The organism is Arachidicoccus rhizosphaerae (genome assembly GCF_900107765.1).
In the GTDB taxonomy this organism is placed as follows: Bacteria; Bacteroidota; Bacteroidia; order Chitinophagales; family Chitinophagaceae; genus Arachidicoccus; species Arachidicoccus rhizosphaerae.
This window is the reverse complement of sequence record NZ_FNQY01000009.1, coordinates 88,883-108,587: the sequence shown is the minus strand read 5'-3', so window position 1 is coordinate 108,587 and position 19,705 is coordinate 88,883. Positions and strand designations below refer to the sequence as shown.

Annotated in this window: 16 protein-coding genes, 1 pseudogene and 1 riboswitch; of the genes and pseudogenes, 6 read left to right on the top strand and 11 right to left on the bottom strand. The window is 40.4% G+C overall.

Annotation, left to right across the window (positions count from 1 at the left end; genetic code table 11):
- Nucleotides 1–154 precede the first annotated feature (154 nt).
- A complete protein-coding gene (locus BLU80_RS09435) occupies nucleotides 155–1,135 on the bottom strand; it encodes an aldo/keto reductase (RefSeq protein ID WP_091397164.1) in 981 nt (326 codons plus the stop codon).
- Nucleotides 1,136–1,567: 432 nt separating this feature from the next.
- Between BLU80_RS09435 and BLU80_RS09430 the strand changes: the two genes are divergently transcribed.
- Nucleotides 1,568–2,026, top strand: a complete 459-nt coding sequence (locus BLU80_RS09430; protein WP_091397159.1) for a DUF2269 family protein — start codon at nucleotides 1,568–1,570, stop codon at nucleotides 2,024–2,026.
- A gap of 164 nt (nucleotides 2,027–2,190) precedes the next feature.
- Here BLU80_RS09430 and bioB read toward each other — a convergent pair whose 3' ends face one another.
- A complete protein-coding gene (gene bioB, locus BLU80_RS09425) occupies nucleotides 2,191–3,321 on the bottom strand; it encodes a biotin synthase BioB (protein ID WP_091397155.1) in 1,131 nt (376 codons plus the stop codon).
- A gap of 379 nt (nucleotides 3,322–3,700) precedes the next feature.
- Nucleotides 3,701–3,804, top strand: a riboswitch (SAM-I-IV-variant riboswitch).
- Between the two features lie 62 nt (nucleotides 3,805–3,866).
- Here bioB and BLU80_RS09420 point away from each other — a divergent pair.
- The gene (locus BLU80_RS09420) at nucleotides 3,867–4,127 is read left to right on the top strand and encodes a hypothetical protein (RefSeq protein ID WP_091397150.1); all 261 of its coding nucleotides are present in this window, start codon (nucleotides 3,867–3,869) and stop codon (nucleotides 4,125–4,127) included.
- Between the two features lie 123 nt (nucleotides 4,128–4,250).
- Here BLU80_RS09420 and BLU80_RS09415 read toward each other — a convergent pair whose 3' ends face one another.
- Nucleotides 4,251–4,538, bottom strand: a complete 288-nt coding sequence (locus BLU80_RS09415; protein ID WP_091397145.1) for a hypothetical protein — start codon at nucleotides 4,536–4,538, stop codon at nucleotides 4,251–4,253.
- 220 nt (nucleotides 4,539–4,758) lie between these two features.
- On the opposite strand from BLU80_RS09415, the gene BLU80_RS09410 reads away from it, so the two are divergent.
- From BLU80_RS09410 to BLU80_RS09400, 3 genes are all read left to right on the top strand, one after another.
- On the top strand, nucleotides 4,759–7,056 hold the full coding sequence (locus BLU80_RS09410) for a TonB-dependent receptor (RefSeq protein ID WP_091397141.1): 2,298 nt from the start codon (nucleotides 4,759–4,761) through the stop codon (nucleotides 7,054–7,056).
- Nucleotides 7,057–7,266: 210 nt separating this feature from the next.
- Nucleotides 7,267–7,848, top strand: coding sequence for a hypothetical protein (locus tag BLU80_RS09405; RefSeq protein ID WP_091397138.1), 582 nt, complete (start codon nucleotides 7,267–7,269; stop codon nucleotides 7,846–7,848).
- 40 nt (nucleotides 7,849–7,888) lie between these two features.
- Nucleotides 7,889–10,096: a cation:proton antiporter gene (locus BLU80_RS09400; protein ID WP_091397134.1), complete on the top strand. Its 2,208-nt coding sequence runs from the start codon at nucleotides 7,889–7,891 to the stop codon at nucleotides 10,094–10,096.
- A 98-nt stretch (nucleotides 10,097–10,194) separates the two neighbouring features.
- Here the strand turns inward: BLU80_RS09400 and selD are convergent.
- From selD to BLU80_RS09380, 4 genes and pseudogenes are all read right to left on the bottom strand, one after another.
- A pseudogene (gene selD / locus BLU80_RS09395) lies at nucleotides 10,195–11,301 on the bottom strand (selenide, water dikinase SelD); the annotation flags it as partial.
- A gap of 45 nt (nucleotides 11,302–11,346) precedes the next feature.
- Nucleotides 11,347–12,435 (bottom strand): tRNA 2-selenouridine(34) synthase MnmH, encoded by a 1,089-nt coding sequence (gene mnmH / locus BLU80_RS09390; protein WP_091397130.1) that lies wholly within the window; start codon nucleotides 12,433–12,435, stop codon nucleotides 11,347–11,349.
- Nucleotides 12,436–12,526: 91 nt separating this feature from the next.
- Nucleotides 12,527–13,042: a hypothetical protein gene (locus BLU80_RS09385; RefSeq protein ID WP_139188119.1), complete on the bottom strand. Its 516-nt coding sequence runs from the start codon at nucleotides 13,040–13,042 to the stop codon at nucleotides 12,527–12,529.
- 62 nt (nucleotides 13,043–13,104) lie between these two features.
- A complete protein-coding gene (locus BLU80_RS09380; protein WP_091397333.1) occupies nucleotides 13,105–13,890 on the bottom strand; it encodes a menaquinone biosynthetic enzyme MqnA/MqnD family protein in 786 nt (261 codons plus the stop codon).
- Between the two features lie 68 nt (nucleotides 13,891–13,958).
- Between BLU80_RS09380 and purB the strand changes: the two genes are divergently transcribed.
- Nucleotides 13,959–15,305 (top strand): adenylosuccinate lyase, encoded by a 1,347-nt coding sequence (gene purB, locus BLU80_RS09375; RefSeq protein WP_091397122.1) that lies wholly within the window; start codon nucleotides 13,959–13,961, stop codon nucleotides 15,303–15,305.
- A 168-nt stretch (nucleotides 15,306–15,473) separates the two neighbouring features.
- On the opposite strand, the gene BLU80_RS09370 is transcribed toward purB, so the two are convergent.
- From BLU80_RS09370 to BLU80_RS09355, 4 genes are all read right to left on the bottom strand, one after another.
- The gene (locus BLU80_RS09370) at nucleotides 15,474–16,601 is read right to left on the bottom strand and encodes a family 10 glycosylhydrolase (protein WP_091397119.1); all 1,128 of its coding nucleotides are present in this window, start codon (nucleotides 16,599–16,601) and stop codon (nucleotides 15,474–15,476) included.
- A 40-nt stretch (nucleotides 16,602–16,641) separates the two neighbouring features.
- A complete protein-coding gene (locus tag BLU80_RS09365) occupies nucleotides 16,642–17,799 on the bottom strand; it encodes a carbohydrate-binding family 9-like protein (protein WP_170831194.1) in 1,158 nt (385 codons plus the stop codon).
- 278 nt (nucleotides 17,800–18,077) lie between these two features.
- On the bottom strand, nucleotides 18,078–18,812 hold the full coding sequence (locus BLU80_RS09360; protein WP_091397114.1) for a shikimate dehydrogenase family protein: 735 nt from the start codon (nucleotides 18,810–18,812) through the stop codon (nucleotides 18,078–18,080).
- Between the two features lie 34 nt (nucleotides 18,813–18,846).
- Nucleotides 18,847–19,626 (bottom strand): phosphosulfolactate synthase, encoded by a 780-nt coding sequence (locus tag BLU80_RS09355; protein WP_091397111.1) that lies wholly within the window; start codon nucleotides 19,624–19,626, stop codon nucleotides 18,847–18,849.
- Between the last annotated feature and the right edge of the window lie 79 nt (nucleotides 19,627–19,705).

Here is a 19,705-nt window from a genome sequence, read left to right as displayed (position 1 = left end):
GTTCCGATTTTTGTTTTTATAAGTGAAAGAAAGGCTGTCTGCAATCTCCCCTTCGGGAAATGCAGGCAGCCTTTCTACTTTATAAGAACTTAGCCGTTTTAAAATAATGTCTGAATATTTAATGGTAAGCAAGGTCAAGTCATTGCTTCAACCCTTAACCTTCCTGGTTATATCGCATTTTATCCGAAAGCTCAGTTAAGCGATCAATATCGCTTTTTTCAATTTTACCTACCAACTCCGGAACAGAGGCTAAAATATCCAGATGAGCAGCCTTGGTGGCACTGGATAGCGGCGCCCCCACCATAGGTGTAAAAAATAACCATGCTAATGCGATTGCTGCAGGCGTCACGCTATACTTAACAGACAGCTCCTTTAAAAGATCAATAATGGCAAGGCCTTCAGAGGTCAGGTATTTTTTAACATGTAATCCTCTGATGCTTTGACCCAGATCCTCTTTCGTATGGTATTTACCCGTTAAAAAACCGCCCGCCAGCGACCAGTAAGGGAACACAGTTAAATTATACTGGCTGGCCAGTTGTTGTAATTGCGCATCATATCCAGCCTTATCTACCAGATTATAATGGGGTTGTAAAGCCTGATAAGCAGGATAACTACCGGTAGACGCCAATTCCAGCGATGCTTTTAACCGGTCTGCCGGCACATTGGAAGCAGCAATATAACGAACCTTCCCCGCATCTATCAGCGATTTAAAAGCGCCCAGGGTTTCCTCTAGCGGTACCTCACCGGTATCAATATGATTGTAATATAGATCTATATAATCTACCTGCAATCTTCTTAAAGAATCCTCAGAAGCCTTTTGGATATAATCCGCTTTCAGCCCCTTTCTGCCATCCTTAAAATCCCACCCTACTTTGGTGGCAATTACCACCTTGTCTCTGTTGCCCCTGGCTTTCATCCATTTGCCAATAATGGTTTCTGATTCCCCACCTTTGTTTTCCGGGCCGCCCCAGACTGAATATACATCTGCTGTATCAATAAAATTAAAACCTCTATCCAGAAAACCGTCCAGAATCTTAAAGGATTCCGTTTCATTAAGTGTCCAGCCAAATACATTGCCACCCAAGTTGATCGGCATCACTTTTAAATCTGTATTTCCAATTTGAATGTTTTGCATAAAAAGAATTTTAAATGATTGCAAGTAAAATATTTTCACTGATAACCTAGAAGACATCCATGGCTTACCGGAAGCTTCTTTAGCAGGACTAAAGATAAGCAAGATACCCACCGGGGATTGTCAGAAAAATGTTAGTTTTTAAACTTTCCAAAATCAAGGCAACAACTTTAATCAATAAAATCACTTCAAAAGCCACTGTTTATTGAGTTATACAGTCAAATGGACATTAAAAAGCCCTTAGACATCCTAAAAATGCGCCTTACTTTCTGACAAGAAAGGCTCCATCAACTTCACAAAAAAACATCGGTGAACAGCTCGGTGAGTGTTTAGGTAAATGGTTTGACCCATCCAAAGATTTATCCAACCTTTGTTCCGGCATTATATCAGACACAAGATTCCTTAAATTCAAATTGTTCAGGTAAAATTCAAGATATGTTATCGCTATATGCCATTTTAAAAACAGTCCATATATTAATGGCCATTATCGCACTGGGAGCAAACTTAAGTTATCCACTGTGGTTATTTGTCGGGCACAAAAATCCGGCACATCTCAGCTTTGCCCTTAAGGGGATCCAGAAACTAGATGATGTAGTTGCCAATCCGGCATATATACTCAGCCTTTTGTCCGGCCTTGGATTATGCTGGTACCTCCATCTTAATCCGCTGCATATTACCTGGCTATGGGTTTCCCTCCTTTTGTTTATACTGGCTGCCGTAACAGGCATGGCCGTTTATAGCCCTCTTTTAAGAAAACAAATTGCCACACTTTCCAAGGAAGGCATGGGTAGCAAGAATTATCAGTCCCTGAATAAAAAGGGTTTATATACCGGTATTTTTATATTCCTCGTGGCTTTGGCAATCATATTTTTGATGGTAGCTAAACCTGCGTAAGAAAACTTCATGAAAGACAAGCAAAATATCAACTTTTTGATCTCTGTTCAAATGCCTATCTAATCAAAATGTACATAGATCAGTATCCCTAAAACGGGCTGACAGACTCCATCTGTTAGCCCGTTTCTATTATTTCAGAAAACGTGGCCTATCAGTTCTAATGCTTACCTTTTGGATTCAAAATCCACCCATTTTAAACTGGATGCCGCTTCTTTCAGGGAGCCTTTATACCTGTGAGATTCGTTGCGCTCAATTTTATGTCCAGGCCTGGTCCACTTTGGATTTTCACCCTTTGCATGAACGTTGGCATTTTCTTTTTCTATGACATTCCTTTTAGGATGCTTTTCGAAAGGGGCTTGCGGAACAATCCCTAACTCCTTAAATAATAATTTATCCTCATTGATATCCGGGTTTGGCGTAGTCAATAATTTATCGCCGGCAAATATTGAATTTGCACCCGCTAAAAAACAAAGGGTCTGCCCTTCCGCACTCATGCTGGTCCTGCCAGCCGACAATCTCACTTGTGTAGCTGCTATAACAATCCTTGTTGTAGCAACCATCCGTACCATTTCAAAAATGGAAACAGGCTTTTGATCTTCCATAGGGGTGCCCTCTACGGCCACCAGTGCATTAATGGGAACGCTTTCCGGCTGGGGATACATATTTGCCAGTATTCTGAGCATATCACAGCGGTCTTCAACAGACTCTCCCATACCAATAATACCGCCGGAACAAACAGTAATAGAGGTTTTACGCACATTTCCTATGGTTTCTAACCTGTCCTCAAAACCTCTGGTTGATATTACTTCCTTGTAATAATCTTCAGAGCTGTCAATATTATGATTGTAGGCATACAGACCCGCTTCTTCCAGTCTTTTTGCCTGGTTCTCCGTAAGCATTCCCAAAGTACAACAGACTTCCATATCAAGTTTGGTAACAGTCCGCACCATTTCCAATACCTGATCAAATTCTTCCCCATCCTTTACGTTACGCCATGCCGCTCCCAGACAGACCCTGGATATACCGTGTTGCTTGGCACGTAACGCCTGTGCTTTGACCTGATGTACCGGCAACAGCTCATGCATCTTTACTTCAGTATGATAGCGTGCCGCCTGCGGACAATATCCGCAATCTTCAGGACATCCGCCTGTCTTTATAGAAATCAAAGAACTAATCTGCACCTTATTGGGATCATGAAATTTACGGTGTACTACCGCAGCTTCATGCACTAATTCTAATAAAGGCTTATTATAAATAGAAAGAATTTCTTCTGTGGTCCACTTTTTTGTTTCCATAAAATTAGCTTTAAGAATATCGCCAAGATATTCCAATTGTTAAGCAACAAATGTAGGGTCTTTTGCATTCCATCCCATATAATTTTCAGAAAACTATATCACTCACTTTAATGCATTTACACCAGCTGTCTGGCATATTATTTATATTGCCTCTGTAACAGATCCCATTAAATCAGACATATTCAATAACTGAAATGTCCCAACGCTTTTTATTCAAATAGTACCTTTCTTTTAATTCAGCATATTTAGGTAGACGTAAAAATATATTTTTTTTATTTACTAAATATTTAATATTCAATTAATTAAATCAACTCAAAAGCCATTAGTCTACAATTTTAGTAGATTTATTTGGCTAGTAATCAGATGTCGCTTATTTTTGTATCCGCATCAAGAAGTTAAGCGATTACAATTAACGCCAACCGAGCGAGAAAAGCTACGGTGGTCAAACGATGAGGGTCAAACAAACCAAAAAAGTTGAATGTATCCAAAAGTTTTAAGCAGCATTCTTTGATGCAATATTTTTTAACTACAAAAAAATTATTGCAATGAATTACGAAGTTTTATTACAGGAACAAGCGCTATTGTTTAAAGCAGAATTTAATCATCTGCCGGATGAAGAATTAATCCACCGTTTCAACAAGCAGGTTAAGTGTCTGGGTGGAAACACCATTCGAAAAGTCTATCTCGCCGTTCTAAAAGACGAGTTATGCAAACGAAATTTTGATTGCAGTTTAATCATCAATAAATGTGGTCTGAGACTGCATCATAAAGTTAAGCTGCAAAACCAAAGGCTAGTTTATGCCTAATGTTCTTGAAATCGTCCATTAAGGAAGACGCAACCCCAATTTGGCGATTCCATTAAGTTTCATCCATTTGTATTGGAACCATTTTTCTTCAAGAATGGTTCCTTTTTTGTTCCATCCATTCCTTTAATCAATGAGCATCCCCGTTACCACTACTCTTTTTTCTCCGGCATATTGATCCGCTCTGGTGATATGCACATGCAGTATTTTAAAGGTAAAGAGTAAGGTATTTTCTTTAAACTGATCTCCTATAAGAATGGCAGGATAATTATCAGAGACAATATGCTGCAAAAATCGTCTGGCAAATCCTAGTCTGGGATGTTTAGGCACGCTTGGGTCTTCCTCTATTAGGACATCTTCCGCACGCACATCTCCTGATCTGGTCAGCGCAAATAATTGCAATTTTGCTTCCATTTGCAATAGGTTTAAAATTAAGACATATTCTTAAATGTATCCTTACCAAATATACGAAAATTTTCAAGGCAAAACTCAGTCAACTGATAGCTGATTCATTAAATCCCTTTCCCCAAAGCCATTAAAATTCCCGATATCGTTCCAATTTTTCCAGATATCGTTAACAAAATCGGCAGGAGCTAGTTCACCTTTGCATCAATTTTAAAAAAAGTCCATCACCATGTTTTATTCAAAAAAGAACAATCTCAAATTGTTCCTGTCTTTGTTATGCCTTCTATCCAGCCATATAGCTATCAGTCAAAAACAAATTTCAGGGCAAATTATTTCCGAAGAAGGTCACCCTATTGCCGCAGTATCGGTTCATCTTATTCATCAAAATATATATACCCTCAGCAACCAGCAGGGGTTGTTTAACCTGAAAATATTACATCCCTGTAAAGACACTTTAGTAATTAGTGCGGCTGGCTATAAACAAAACAGACACATATTACTACTCAATTCTTCAGAAGATAGCTTCCATTTAAACATCGTCCTTAAAGACACAACATCCCCACTAAAAACAGTTACCGTTCATACCAATTTACTACCCGACAATAAAAGTGTATTTGTTGCCCGCATGCCTCTAAAAAACCTTGAAAACCCACAAGTTTATAATGTAATAAGTCATACGCTTATTGACCAGCAACAAATCACAACTATTGACCAGGCTATGCAAAATGTTGCAGGCGTTGTTCCTAACAACAGCGCAGGAGGTTATTTCTCCATTACATCCAGAGGATTTACGACCTACGTTAATGCAAGAAACGGCACCAGTGTACCATCATATTTTACAAGTTATGAGCCTTCTAATCTGGAAAGGATTGAAGTGCTGAAAGGGCCGGCAGGCACCCTTTATCAGGGAGCCGCTTCATACGGAGGCGCAGTTAATCTGGTAACCAAAAGACCGGAAAGGGAGCCTGCAACCCGCCTTAGTTTTACAACCGGCTCCTGGGGGTTAAACAGGGCTACACTGGATTACAATCACCCCTTAGATTCCTCCAAAAGGTTCTTATTCCGGATGAACGCTGCTGCTGATCGTGAAAAAACCTTTCAGGATTTTGGGCATAGCAATATTTATAGTTTATCTCCAAGCTTCAGTTATACAGCCTCGGAAAAATGGCAGATTATAGCGGAATTTGAACTGTACAGCTCGGAGAAAACGCCCACCCCCTGGCAAAGTTTCGACAGCTACTACCAAAGTGTTAAAGATGTTCCTCTCTATAAAAAATCTTTTTATGATGATGATATGAAATCAAATCTCATCCGCCAGAATACCACCATTACCAGTGAATATCAACTAGATAAAAACTGGAAATCTTCCACAGTTATAGGTGCGCTCAATTCTTCTGTAGATCATAATTATTTTGCGTACAATTATTATCTTAGTAAGGACAGTATCAGGAGATTAGTGTATGATTATGATTACAATTACAGTTCAGTCAATATCCAGCAGAATTTTACAGGAAAGTTTAATTTGTTAGGTTTAAAAAATAAAATAGTAACAGGCATTGAATACGTATCCACTAGTTTCAATTATGCAGGTTATTCTACAAACTACGACACAGCCAATATCAATAATTTCACTCCTATAATGCGTAAAAAAGTTGATAAATTCATAGCGGAACGCCCAAGTTTCGCTGCAGCTAACACATGGACGGCCAGCAGATATGCAGCTTACGTTTCTGATTTAATGTACTTATCTGCTCAATGGATGGCCATGCTTAGCCTCCGGGCTGACCATTACCATTACACTTTAAATACCCCCTACAGTCAGACAGCCTTTTCTCCAAAACTAGGCATTGTGTATCAACCCATTAAAGACGAGTTCTCTATATTTGTTAACTATACAGATGGCTTTAGCAATCAAAACACCGCCAATAAAAGTGACGGATCCGTAGTCAAATTAGATCCAATTCATGCTACACAATACGAGGGAGGGATCAAGTGGGATGCCCCAGATCAACGTTATTCCGCCACTTTAAGCATTTATGATATAAAAATCCACAATGCCAACCTGTATGATGAACAAGGATTTTTCAATTCACAAGATGGGAAGCAACAAAGCAAGGGACTGGAATTGGAATTTAAAGCCTCCCCCACTGACAAACTCAACATATTATTGGGCTATGGCTATAATGAAAACAAATACACGAAATCCAGTAATTATCAGGGAAATTTAGCCGCCAATGCACCCAAAAACATTGGCAATCTCTGGATAAACTACACAATACCCTTCCATAAAAATCATTATTTTTCCGTTGGTACCGGGGGCAACTACGTAGACATGGCTTATACAGATGTATATAACCGTACTGAAATCCCGGCCTACTTACTGTTAAATGCAACAGCCGGCTACCATTTTGGCCAAACGCAGGTTGGCATTCGGCTCAATAATTTATCTAATCAAAAGTATTATTCCGGATCGGGAAATCCAATGCCACCAAGGAATTATACAGCCAGCATCAGCTTTTCCTTTTAGCATTAGTATTTGTTTATACACTTCTTTCATCCACCGCACATCGTTACATTTTTTGAATTTTTCAATAAGTAACCTTGAATGGTGGATTTTTTTTCTTTCATTTGCACGCTTTTGGATGTTAATCCCATTTTCAGTGCATAAAGGGCATTCAAAAAAATTACTTATATTTAAAGTGCAAAACAGATAACCCTTTTAATTGTTCATTATAATATGCGTCATCAAATTACTTTTATATTTCTGACATTCAGTTTTATACTGCTGGCAGGTTGTGGCCAGGCAGAACGGGAACAAAAGCTGGCAGCCCAGCAAAAACAGCTCATTCAACAACAACAAGAACTAGTTCTGAAAGCAAATGAATTGGCACTTAAAGAGGCGAAATTAAATGAACTGTCCAAGAGCATGGATAGCGCCCATATTAAAGAGGACTCTCTCAAGATCCAATTCCCGGAACTTACAGGAAAATGGGATGTCACCATGAACTGTACACAGGCGACCTGTTCCGGTTCAGCGGTAGGAGATACCAAGACCGAAAGCTGGACTTTTACGCTTACCGGAGGCTCGGTTATTGCACAAGCATACGCAAAAAACATTCTCAGCCGGGTGTATATTGGAAAATACCAGGATGGAATTTTACAATTATCCGCGCAGACCGCCGACATTACAGCGGACGTAGGTGCACAGATAAATGTCTATTTAAGACAGTCCAATGATTCATTATCCATGACAGGTAAAAGAACGATTATACGTCCGGATTGTCAGATAATATATAACATGACCCTTAAAAAGCACTAATCCTGAGCTAACCCTTTGACATTCATTGAAAAACAATGTTATGACCCTAATAACCGCATTAGATTTTACACTACCACTCACCAACCCGGTAATCATATTTTCCCTGGTATTATTTATCATTTTATTTGCACCGATACTACTGAACCGAATTAAAATCCCTCATATCATCGGACTTATCATAGCCGGCGTCATCGTAGGGCCTTACGGATTCAATTTATTACTACGAGACAGCAGCATTGTGTTGTTTGGAACCGTAGGATTACTATATATTATGTTTCTGGCAGGTCTGGAAATAGACCTGGTGGAATTTAATAAGAATAAATTCAGAAGTTTATTGTTTGGTCTTTTCACCTTCTGCCTCCCTATGATCCTGGGAACTATTGGCGGTTATTATATTCTGGGATATTCAATGACGACTTCCATATTATTTGCTTCCATGATGGCTTCACACACACTGCTGGCCTACCCTATTGCCAGCAGATACGGCATTAACACTGACCCATCCGTCACCATTACCATAGGCGGGACGATGATTACAGATATACTTGCCTTATTGGTCTTAGCAGTTATTGTGGGCATGTCTCAGGGGGAAATTGGTAGCAGTTTCTGGTTAAATCTGTCCATCTCCATGATTGTTTTTGCGTTTATCATCATTTTCATCTTCCCATTGATTGCCCGGTGGTTCTTTAAGCATTATGAAGACAGTATCGGTCAATACATATTTGTGCTGGCAATGGTATTCTTAGGTGGATTTCTGGCCGAAGCAGCCGGTATTGAAGCGATTGTCGGAGCATTCATCACAGGGCTTGCGCTCAATAAATTCATTCCGCATAATTCTGCCCTTATGAACCGTATCGGTTTTGTAGGGAATGCCATCTTTATACCTTTTTTTCTGGTAGGTGTCGGCATGCTGGTCAATGTGAAAGTATTATTCAGCAGCCTGGGAGGGTTGAAGGTGGGGGCTGTAATGATAGCCGTTGTCATTCTAGGTAAAATAGGTGCAGCCTGGTTTACACAAAAATCATTTAAATTAAGTAAAGACCAACGACGCATGATCGGAGGACTGAGCATGGCTCAGGCGGCTGCGACACTGGCTACCGTATTAGTGGGCTATAATGTTATTTTAGGGGAAGCCCCTGACGGCACCCCCATCCGCTTGCTTAATGAAGATATCTTAAACGGTAGCATCCTGACGATCCTTGTGACTTGTACCGTCAGTTCGCTGATTGTGGAAAAGGCCTCCAAAAGAATTGCAGATGCTGAACTAACGGCTAATACTGAAGAATCCACCGAAGATAAAGACAAGGTACTCATCTGTTTTGATGAACCGGACACCGTAAGCGATCTGGTCGATCTGGCACTCATGATGAATACCCGCAAAGAAGCACCCGAGCGCTTTGCCTTACATGTCGTGGAAGAACAAAACGATGATGAATCCAAGCGTAAAGAATCAGAAAAAATGATGAAAACCGCCTTGGAACAGGCGGCAGGGTCCGATACGGTCATCACCCCTATTATCCGCTATGACCAGAGTGTTTCCAAAGGCATTTTGTTTACCATCAAGGAACATTTAATTACGGATATTATTATTGGGGTGACGCAATCAGGGAGTAAAAAGAGCCAGATTGGGATAACTACCGATCAAATTTTAGGTCATACGGAACAAACCGTATTCGTACATCACTCTGTTCAGCCTTTCAATACGCTGGCCAGAATCGTAGTCGTCGTAAACAAACATGCGGAGTGGGAAGAAGGATTCAATCACTGGGTCAGTAAAGTGCTGACCATTTCTAAAGAAAGCGGATTGCCTTTGACCATATATTGCAACAGCACTATTAAAGACACTTTAGAGTCGATCAATCATGCTTCCGCCAAGCCGCTAACCATCAATTTTGAAAACTGGGAAGATTGGGATGACTTCTTAATTCTGAGTAGAGAGTTACAGCCTAATGACTTATTTATTGTTGTTATCTCCAGACCAGGTTATAGCTCTTACCATGCTAAATTGGCAAAAACCTCTTATTACCTGAATAAATATTTTGCAAAATTCAGTTATATCCTTTTATACCCGCAACAAAAAATCACCTATTCAAAACTCACGGATTTACATCATGAAGAAGGAACTATTCTGGATGTTTTCACGGAAGGTCGGAAGGTCGCAGAAAAAACGTCCAACCTCATTGGTAATCTGTTCAGAAAAGACGGCGCCAAACAAGAAGACAATCAACCAAAGGATTCGGACAAATAAATAAGCCAAGCCTATTCAATCCTGATATAAGGTTGGTTAAAGGCAGTTGGGACACCTGCATTTTCCTGATCAAGCTTTATATCGGGATTTACGCTGACGGCCTGACTTCTGAAAACAGTCCTGCCAACAGGCCATATATTTATTCCTTCACGGCTGAGCAGCTCTTCAAATAATGCGATATCTTCCCGTTTATTTCGTACCACTACCAGCAATCCTCCACTTGTCTGAGGGTCAGCCAGAATCTGCTTTTGTCTTTCAGTTATATTACCGATAAATCTGCCATAGCTATCCCAGTTACGCTTCGTCCCTCCCGGCACGGCTCCTTGTTCCAGATAAAAGTCCAGGTTATCAAGCACTGGAACATTCTCAAATTCAATGACAGCATTTATATTACTGGCCTGACAGACTTCTTTCAAATGTCCCAGCAGTCCAAAACCTGTAACATCGGTCATAGCCCTAACCGCTTCCATTTCCCCCAACAAAGCCCCTATTTTATTTAGACTTGTCATATTGCGTAATGCAGCTGCACTGTCCTGTGGGCGGACCAGTCCTTTTTTCTGCGCAGTGGATAAAATCCCCACCCCCAATGGCTTGGTTAAATATAAGCGACAGTCCGGTTCGGCAGTCTGGTTCATTTTTAAATGGCGTGTCTGGATAAGTCCATTTACTGCCAGCCCGAAAATGGGTTCTGGTGTATCTATACTATGGCCGCCGGCCAGCGTAATGCCAGCTTCTCTGCAGACTTCTCTGGCCCCATCCAACACCTTTCCTGCTAATTCAATAGGTAATAATTTTACAGGCCATCCCAAAATGGCAAGTGCCAAGACAGGACGCCCTCCCATAGCATAAACATCGCTGATCGCATTTGCCGCAGCCACTCTACCAAAATCAAAAGGGTCATCCACTATGGGCATAAAAAAATCCGTTGTGGCAATCAAGGATTGGCTTTCATCTATCTGCCAAACAGCAGCATCATCCCTTTGATGATTGCCAACAAGCAACCTGGCATCTTTTAATGCCGTCTTCTGATCTTTCGGCAATATAGCATCCAAAACTGCCGGGCTTATCTTGCAGCCACAACCCGCTCCATGCGAAAAAGCTGTAAGTCTGATTGGCGTGGAAGAGTCCTGAGTTTCATCAGTTGCCGTTTTACCAGTTATATTATCCCCTGGGTGTTTATTATCAGCTATTATCATTTTAGCCATTATTTATATAATTACACGGTTTCTCCTATCCTATCCAAACTGATTTCATTTCTCTGTTTGGTCTTTCTTAATCATTTTTGGCAACAACAGACTATTGTGATCAACCGCCGCCTCTAGAAGTAATTTAACAACCGTGGGTAAATCTTTGGGATTATCAATTTTCAGTACTTCTGCCCATTTCCTCTCTTGAAATGGTATTTTGCTCTTTTGATATGCTTTATCATAATAACCTAATACTCGACGAATAAAACTCCGCATTTCGCCGTTTTCGATATCTGCAATTGCGGCCCTGGTCTGATCCGGGCCCAATCTTTTTTTTATCTTCAAGGTTGCCTCCTTCAAAAACTGCTTATCCAGTAAACCATATTGAGGGTACAATACTTCCATGCGGCTCTCCAAAGGGACATCCAGTTCCAGAACTGGGGCGGAGCATAGTTTTAACCATAACGTCCGGGGGATGGCAACACGCCCAATGGTCATACTCTCATCTTCTACCCATACGGGAACATCTGATTCGAAATTATTTAAACAAATAGCCAGATTATTCTCAAATTGTTCCTGCGAGGGTTGTATCAGCATTCCCATGCTCCCATACGCTGACCCCTGATGGCAGGCCAAGGCCTCCAGATCCAGCACCTGATAGTGCTGATTAGCCATATAACGCAGCAAACCAGTCTTATTTGCTCCGGTTTTACCGGAAAGGGCGATCAAATTTATCGAGCTGCCAAAAATTCGATAACACCACCTTCGAAAACTTTTATAACCTCCTTTAATAACAAAGACATCAAATCCATATAAGTTTAACGCCCAGGCCAAAGCTTCACTGCGCATTCCACCACGCCAGCAATGCACAATTACCTTTTGATTCGGAGCTTCCTCCAGGGCAGATCTAATAAACCCTGACCATTTGGGTCCGGTAATATCAAACCCCTGCAAAATAGCGGCTTGTCTTCCCTGCTGATGATAGATCGTACCAACAACATTTCTTTGCTCATCCGTAAATAAAGGGAATGAAACTGCGCCTGGAAGATGTCCCTTTGCAAACTCTTTCGGGCTTCGTATATCCAGTATTGGAATCTCTTTAAAAGGGCTATCCTTCCTTAAAATGTCTTCAATATGAATTACCTGGATCATGGTAAATCAAAGATAGCAACTATCTGGGCAACTTTGAGGCCCCAATCCTAAATAATACCTTCGCTAATCTTATCAGGCCGGCTTATGAACATTAAGGCTGAACGAGAAGGTCTCTGTATTTTTTAAGTAATTTAAAAGTGCAGACAATATGGACAGCCAGCAATACATCGAAAACAATAAAGAAAATCATAATATTTTTCATACTAGCATATAAATTCTCAGGAGAATAAGCGCTTGCAGCTCCAGGCTGCATATCCTGCACCTGATTTAACAGCTCCTGAAAATTGGCCATTACCTGCTTTTTCATGGCCAGCAAATAAATCGCACTGACAATAACCTGCAAAACAAAGAAAATAGCCACAAAAGCATTTACACGGATCCAGTCCCTTACACTTGCCTTGGCAGGTATTCCCGGTTCAATATTACGTCTGTAAAACTGCGTAGATTTTACCATATATATGGTCACACAAATCAGAACAAAGGCAGCAAATAAAAAGGCAGGATTAGAAAAAGCAGCCATCAAAAACAACATGCCAAAAAAAGCCAGAATAAATACAATGGGCATTAATATAGCACTCAGTATACGATAAGTCTTTTCTAGTTTCATAATCTCTTGTCGGTCAAAGAATGTAAGGACCGTTTTCTTTAAATTTATGGATACTGATTTGATTAATTGGAGGTGTCCTGAATTTCAGTCTCCGTTTCAGTTTGCTTCATGAGATTCAGGAACAAATCCAGTGCTTTCATTTTATCTTCGGTTACCTGATAGCTTATCTTTTCCCTGTAATACGTTTCCAGATCAAAATAGCCGTAAGGATTCTCCTTTGATACGGCAGCTAAATTATCTAGTCCCACTTTATTGGCCAAATCAAAGTCGTGAATAAAAGCCGCTGGGAGGGGTTTATTGGCTATCCATGCAGCCATCATAAAAGGCAATCCGGTGAATGAAGTCCAGACTTCAGCCAGATCATAAATATATTTTTGAGGATGCAGACCATATTTTTGTTCAAAAACCCGGTCTCCGATAATCACTCCCGCAGTCGTACCTTTAATCTGATCAATATAACCAGGTGTCGCCTTTTGATAGGTCACCTTTTTTTTCCAGAAATGAGCAAAGATGACTTTGCACAGATTAATTGAACTAAAACTCTGGTAATCTAAAATAACGGTTTCAATTTGTTCGACCGGCACTTCACTGAACAGACAAACGGTTTCCACCGGGCCTACGGAGCCAATGCAATAATTGGATACTATTTTCCAGTCCTTCAGTTGAGGTATGTAAGCAACGGGAATCAACCCCAGATCTACCTCATTGTCTACCAACATCTTACCAATTTTTGAAGGAAAATCCTCAATCAATTCCATCTGGGACAACAAGGCTGGTGATCTTTTTACACCATATAATAAGGGCTTTGTATTCAAATAACTAACGGCTGCGACTTTAATCTTATCCAAATGCTGTAAATTTGTCCGCAAAGATAAGATTTATCAAAATAATCAAACGTTAGCAAAAACAAAATAGAATGGATCTCCACCAGCTCACCGCTATCTCTCCGGTAGATGGCCGTTATCATCCACAGGTTAGTTCACTTGAAGGATTTTTCTCAGAATATGCCCTTATTAAATACCGCGTGTATGTAGAAATACAATACTTTATTTTCCTGGCAGACAAGAAAATCTTCAAATTATCCGCTAAGGATAAAAACAAATTACTGGAAGCGGCTGATCAGTTTAGTCTGGAGGATGCCGTTCGTATTAAAGAGATTGAGAAAACAACCAATCATGATGTAAAAGCTGTAGAATATTTCTTAAAAGAAATTCTGGACTCTTTGGGTATCAGCGCTTTAAAAGAATGGATTCATTTTGGACTCACCTCCCAGGACATCAATAACACAGCCATTCCTCTGGGCTGGAAAGACGCCATTGAATCCCAGTATCTTCCAGCTTTATTAAATCTGCAGATGCATCTACACCAAATGGCCACAGACTGGAAAACAATACCGATGCTGGCAAAAACACATGGCCAGCCAGCCTCCCCTACTACCCTTGGAAAGGAATGGATGGTATTTGTAGAAAGAATCATCCATCAGATCGATTTGTTAAGCGCAGTACCCTATGCGGCTAAATTTGGCGGAGCTACAGGAAATTTCAATGCCCACCATGTTGCTTTCCCTAAAAAAGACTGGATTAAACTGGGTAATGAATTTGTAGAAGAACGCTTAGGTCTGCAAAGAATGCAGTTCACCACACAGATCGAGCATTACGATTTATTAGCAGCACAGTTTGATGGCATTAAAAGAATTAATAATATCCTCATTGATCTTTGCCGCGATATCTGGACTTACGTATCCATGGAATATTTTAAACAAAAAACCAAAAAAGGAGAAGTTGGTTCATCCGCGATGCCCCACAAAGTCAACCCTATTGATTTTGAAAACGCAGAAGGAAATCTAGGTATTGCCAATGCCTTACTGGAACATCTAAGTGCAAAACTACCCATCAGCCGTCTGCAAAGAGACCTGACGGATTCTACAGTATTGCGCAACCTGGGCGTTCCTGTTGCACATACGTTAATTGCCATTCGTTCTATCGAAAAGGGACTAGGCAAATTATTGCTCAATGAATCTAAGCTCAAGGCTGATTTGGAAAACAACTGGGCGGTCGTGGCAGAAGCCATACAAACCATCCTGAGGAGGGAAAATTATCCAAATCCTTACGAAGCATTAAAGGATCTTACACGCGGTAAAGCCTCCATTACCAAAAAGGACATTCAAAAATTTATTACCACCCTGAAAGTATCCAAGGAGATAAAAGATGAGTTAAGAGCCATTTCTCCGGAGAATTATGTGGGTATTACAGCTGCTTATTAAGTTCAAGAGGCGTATCATCACCTCATATGCGTGCTTAACCGCGGCAAAGTTAAAAATGGTATTAACCTAACAAAAAGGCCTCCTTCAAATACCTGCCAATGGCTGGTATTTGAAGGAGGCCTTTTTTATCACCTAAAAGACGATAGATCTTTTAACAAGCTCCTGAATTTAACCTTCCTGGAACTGTTTTGCGATTTCCTGAAGACAGGCCAGGTCACCGTCCTTTACGTTCCCAAAAAAAGAAACGCCGCCCGCTCCGTTTTGCAAAGCATACCGAATCCCGTCTTTTAAATCTCCGCTACTTTTAAAATCCGGCAAATATAAGCCTGCGTAAAGCGGCATTTTTCCATGAAGAAAATGAATTCCTTCGGCGACTGCGTCCCCGATCCATCTGGTATTCTCTTTATAAAAACCGTGGTAAATCATCGGACAGACACCGTCTATATTCCAATTTGTCCAGTCCTGCCGCACATTACGTCTGGCGACTTCGGGGGTCGGGAAAACGGCAGCTGTAATTTTTTTATTTACCTGGTGAGCAATGTCTGCCAATTGATTGACAATATGATTGATTTGATTATAACGAAACTGCCGCCAGGACAAACTGGCCTCAGGAAATTCGATGTCCTGCAGTTGCTCCCCCGCCCACTTGTTGAAACCCTCTTTACAATGATCGCAATAGCAAAAATCATAGTCAGGCAATTCCTTTGTCTGATCCAAATGATAATGACTCCATAGATTAACCGGCAAAATCACATCACAATAGCGAACATAATCTAAATGAATGCCATCTACATAATCCAGTGCCAGAATATCCGTAACCTGCTTTTTAAGATAAGCTAATGTCGTCTGCTTTGAAGGACAAAGCCACCGGTAATAATCTACATAGGGCGGCTCGGTTGAACAACTTTTACCCGATCTTGAAACGGCGTACCAATCAGGATGGGCAGCCAACAGTTCTTTTTCTCCCCGGTTCATGGTCCACATCCAGCGGTGTGTTTCCAGGCCCTGCTTTTTGGCGGCTCTAAAATGCTTTTCACTGTCTTGTTCAAAAAAGACACCGGTAATTCCCGCCTTTACATAACTGCTGTAAGTCGCTTCCATTTCTGAAGCTGTTTTTTTAGGATCAGGATTAATCCAGACCCAGTTTTTGAGTGTGCGTTTTGCAAGGCTTGTCTTATTTGCCCGAACAAAACCGTCTGCCTTATTACCCGTATTTGCTGCGACTAATAGAGGCGTTGCTGCCATTGCTGCAGATGCCATCATTGCTTTTCTCAGAAAATCTCTTCTGTCGTCCATTACATTGTTTTTTTTTAAGTAAGTGTATATTCAGCCAAGACTATTTTCTTTGAACGGATACATCTACAAGGCCATTTTGATCCAGGCTAAGTATCCTCCTGAAACCAGATGCAGGACTTAGCAGTGATAATCTGAACCAATCCTTTCCCGCTGTTAATTGCAAGGAATAAGAAAACTTACCTTTAGAAGCAGGATCTCTTAGTTCAACTGTTGCACTGACTCCAAGCTCTGCTAAAGTTAATGCAAATTTTCCATGTTGCATCCGGTAAATTTGCTGCCGGTAGTAAATGTCCCAAAGCGCTTTCTTTTGTATTTCTACTAGCGGTAATTCCGGTTTGGTAGTGCTGTCTGTTTCAAAAAATAAATACCCCCATCTATCGGGTGCATGCATATCGATAATGCCTTGCGGCGACCAAACCCAGTTATGTTCTCTGAGCAATTCACCATTTTCCCCTTTATTACGCTCCCATCCGGAAGTTCCATTATGGCCATCCCATTGCACCCTGGAAAAATTAATTCGCCAATAATCACCTGCTTTAGGGCTTTTTGCACCAAAGGGTAAAATACCCGTGTAAGGAATAGCCATTTCCACTGTCCAGCCGGTATCCTTGTCCTGGGCATTATTTAAGGATCCCTGTAAAGCAACGGCCAGTTTTAGTCCTTTTAAATCCCAGTGAATCAATGCATTTCCCCCACTTCTATAAGGCTTAGGCATCAAAAGATCCAGCAAAGTCCCAAGTTGATTTACTTCTAATTCATAATAAGTGTTTACCTCCGGGCTCGTTGTGAAAAATACCTCAAAATCATTATCATGATAAATAATCGTATCTCTTTTGTGCAGGGTTGCCTGCAAATTAGGATCCATTAACCTTGCGCCGATATATAAATAATGATGATCCCAACAGATTTTAACCTGGGTAGGCAAAATCCTGGAAACTGAATCTTTACGGGTTCCTTTGATAATGGAAAGGCCGGCAATATCTTCAAATAAGTCTGACCAGGGCGCTTTTTGCCAGGCTTTATCATTTAATTTCCCATCTATATCTAAAGGGTAATCAATTCGGGGTGCCACATATATTTTGCAAGATGCGAGTAGTCCGGCCGGTAAACTATCTGAAATCGAATTTGCGAGTACAGTATTCACTTGTGGCAGTCCTAATAATAAAAGGAGCAGCATTACATAAAATAAATTATGCATTACTTTTCGCAACCGGCCGCCCCCTGAATAAATATTAAAAAGACTTGAAAAAATCCGAGCTGTCTGTCCCATAGCAATACTTGATATTTATTAGTTAACTCCTTTTCTACAAAGTGTACTTACACCAAATATCTACTTCGAGTGTTTGTTCACCTGAAGATGCAAATTAAAATGAAGTTCAAAAAAAATAGCCGTAACGAATCGTTAACGGCTAGAATATATTTTTTCTGACAAATACCGTAGAACTGCCAGAAGCAATTCTGTCTTTCGAGCGGTATTTACTCTTTATTCCAGTTTACCCAATTGGCCTCTGCCTGGATAGCTAGCATAGGGTATCCATTTTGAATCCTGGCCCCATTTGCCTGACCGTTTTGTAAAAAACGGGTAAGCGGTGGATTATAAACCAGGTCGTATAAATAGTGTTGTTCCGTCAATAAATCATAGGCAATATCCGGAGCCTGCTCTTCCTTAGGATAGGTGCCCACCGGACTGCAATTAATGATGACGGTATACTGTTTTAATAATTCCGGCGATTTTATTTCCTCATAGGAAAATTGCTCATTGGAAGGGCTCCTTGAAACAAACTTATAGGCTAAGCCAAGCTTTTCCAAAACATAACAAACAGCTGAAGCCGCACCACCCGTGCCGAGAATTAAAGCATAATGATCATTTTTATTTAGTTGTGGCACAAAAGACTGTTCAAAACCAATCACATCTGTATTATAGCCTATCAATTTGCCTTTCTTAATCTGCACGCAGTTGCAGGCATCCATGGCCCGGACTGCGTCTGACATTTCTGTCAGATAAGGGATGATGGCTCTTTTATAGGGAATAGTAATACAAAAACCCTTCAAATCAGGATCTGAAATAAGCGTTTTTACCTGATCAATCGTTTCTAATTCATGATTTTCAAACACACAATCAGACAATGCTTCTTCAGCAAATTTATCCTCAAAATATTTTTTTGAAAATGAATGACCGAGCGGACGTCCGATAATTCCGTATTTTTTCATGCCTTATTAATTATAAATACTTACGACCAAGAGATTAATAAGCACTTTGCTGGTCCTTATCTAAATATAAATGGAAGGTATCACTTCTAAGGCCTATACGCATTGTCTCCAGAGGAATAATTTCAGTAGGAGCAATATTTCCTAAGTTAACATTACAGCCACACAGTTCCAGAAAATAAAGCTGCTGATTTTTCTGAGGAGCTTCCCAAATAATTTTTTCTTTTGGAATCTTAGTAAGTATCTCATTAACCAGACCTTGCCTTACTTCCCCGCTATCGCGGTACAATCCGACATTGCCCGCTTCTCTGGCTTCTGCAATTACATAAGAGGCTCCGGCAGAAAGTTCATCCTGCATCAGTTGTATCCATCTGTAAGGGGCCATGATATTGGTTGCATCTTTACTGCCCACTTCGCTCAATATTGTTGCGTGCTGGGTCAGTTTTTCAATATAACCACATTTTTCAGCGTGTGGAATAGAAATGGAACCATCACTTACTTCCATATACTCGATACCATAATCCTTGCAAATGGCAATATAATCCTCTATCTGATTACGAATTAAAAAAGCTTCAAACAAAGTACCTCCAAAATAAACAGCAATATTATTGGAACGATAAATATCAATTTTTTCTTTCAGATTCGGTGTTACCATTGAAGTCCCGAAACCTAGCTTTACAATATCAATATAAGGCTTACCTATACTTACAAAATTTTTTGCTTCTTCAAGACTCAGGCCTTTATCCATTACCATAGTCAGGCCGTATGTCCTTGGTGATATTGTTCGCTCAGGGATCTGGGATAATTTAAAATTCATCTAAGAAAGTTTTTACTTTGGGCGCAAAAATAAGCTTATTGATTGAATTCTACCTTCAAAATGATTAAATTCATGTCCT

What these genes read in the sequence shown, in the direction of transcription:
- BLU80_RS09435 (WP_091397164.1), bottom strand. Translation starts at nt 1,135, where the DNA reads ATGCAAAACATTCAAATTGGAAATACAGATTTAAAAGTGATGCCGATC.
- BLU80_RS09430 (WP_091397159.1), top strand. Translation starts at nt 1,568, where the DNA reads ATGTTATCGCTATATGCCATTTTAAAAACAGTCCATATATTAATGGCC.
- bioB (WP_091397155.1), bottom strand. Translation starts at nt 3,321, where the DNA reads ATGGAAACAAAAAAGTGGACCACAGAAGAAATTCTTTCTATTTATAAT.
- BLU80_RS09420 (WP_091397150.1), top strand. Translation starts at nt 3,867, where the DNA reads ATGAATTACGAAGTTTTATTACAGGAACAAGCGCTATTGTTTAAAGCA.
- BLU80_RS09415 (WP_091397145.1), bottom strand. Translation starts at nt 4,538, where the DNA reads ATGGAAGCAAAATTGCAATTATTTGCGCTGACCAGATCAGGAGATGTG.
- BLU80_RS09410 (WP_091397141.1), top strand. Translation starts at nt 4,759, where the DNA reads ATGTTTTATTCAAAAAAGAACAATCTCAAATTGTTCCTGTCTTTGTTA.
- BLU80_RS09405 (WP_091397138.1), top strand. Translation starts at nt 7,267, where the DNA reads ATGCGTCATCAAATTACTTTTATATTTCTGACATTCAGTTTTATACTG.
- BLU80_RS09400 (WP_091397134.1), top strand. Translation starts at nt 7,889, where the DNA reads ATGACCCTAATAACCGCATTAGATTTTACACTACCACTCACCAACCCG.
- mnmH (WP_091397130.1), bottom strand. Translation starts at nt 12,435, where the DNA reads ATGATCCAGGTAATTCATATTGAAGACATTTTAAGGAAGGATAGCCCT.
- BLU80_RS09385 (WP_139188119.1), bottom strand. Translation starts at nt 13,042, where the DNA reads ATGAAACTAGAAAAGACTTATCGTATACTGAGTGCTATATTAATGCCC.
- purB (WP_091397122.1), top strand. Translation starts at nt 13,959, where the DNA reads ATGGATCTCCACCAGCTCACCGCTATCTCTCCGGTAGATGGCCGTTAT.
- BLU80_RS09370 (WP_091397119.1), bottom strand. Translation starts at nt 16,601, where the DNA reads ATGGACGACAGAAGAGATTTTCTGAGAAAAGCAATGATGGCATCTGCA.
- BLU80_RS09365 (WP_170831194.1), bottom strand. Translation starts at nt 17,799, where the DNA reads ATGCATAATTTATTTTATGTAATGCTGCTCCTTTTATTATTAGGACTG.
- BLU80_RS09360 (WP_091397114.1), bottom strand. Translation starts at nt 18,812, where the DNA reads ATGAAAAAATACGGAATTATCGGACGTCCGCTCGGTCATTCATTTTCA.
- BLU80_RS09355 (WP_091397111.1), bottom strand. Translation starts at nt 19,626, where the DNA reads ATGAATTTTAAATTATCCCAGATCCCTGAGCGAACAATATCACCAAGG.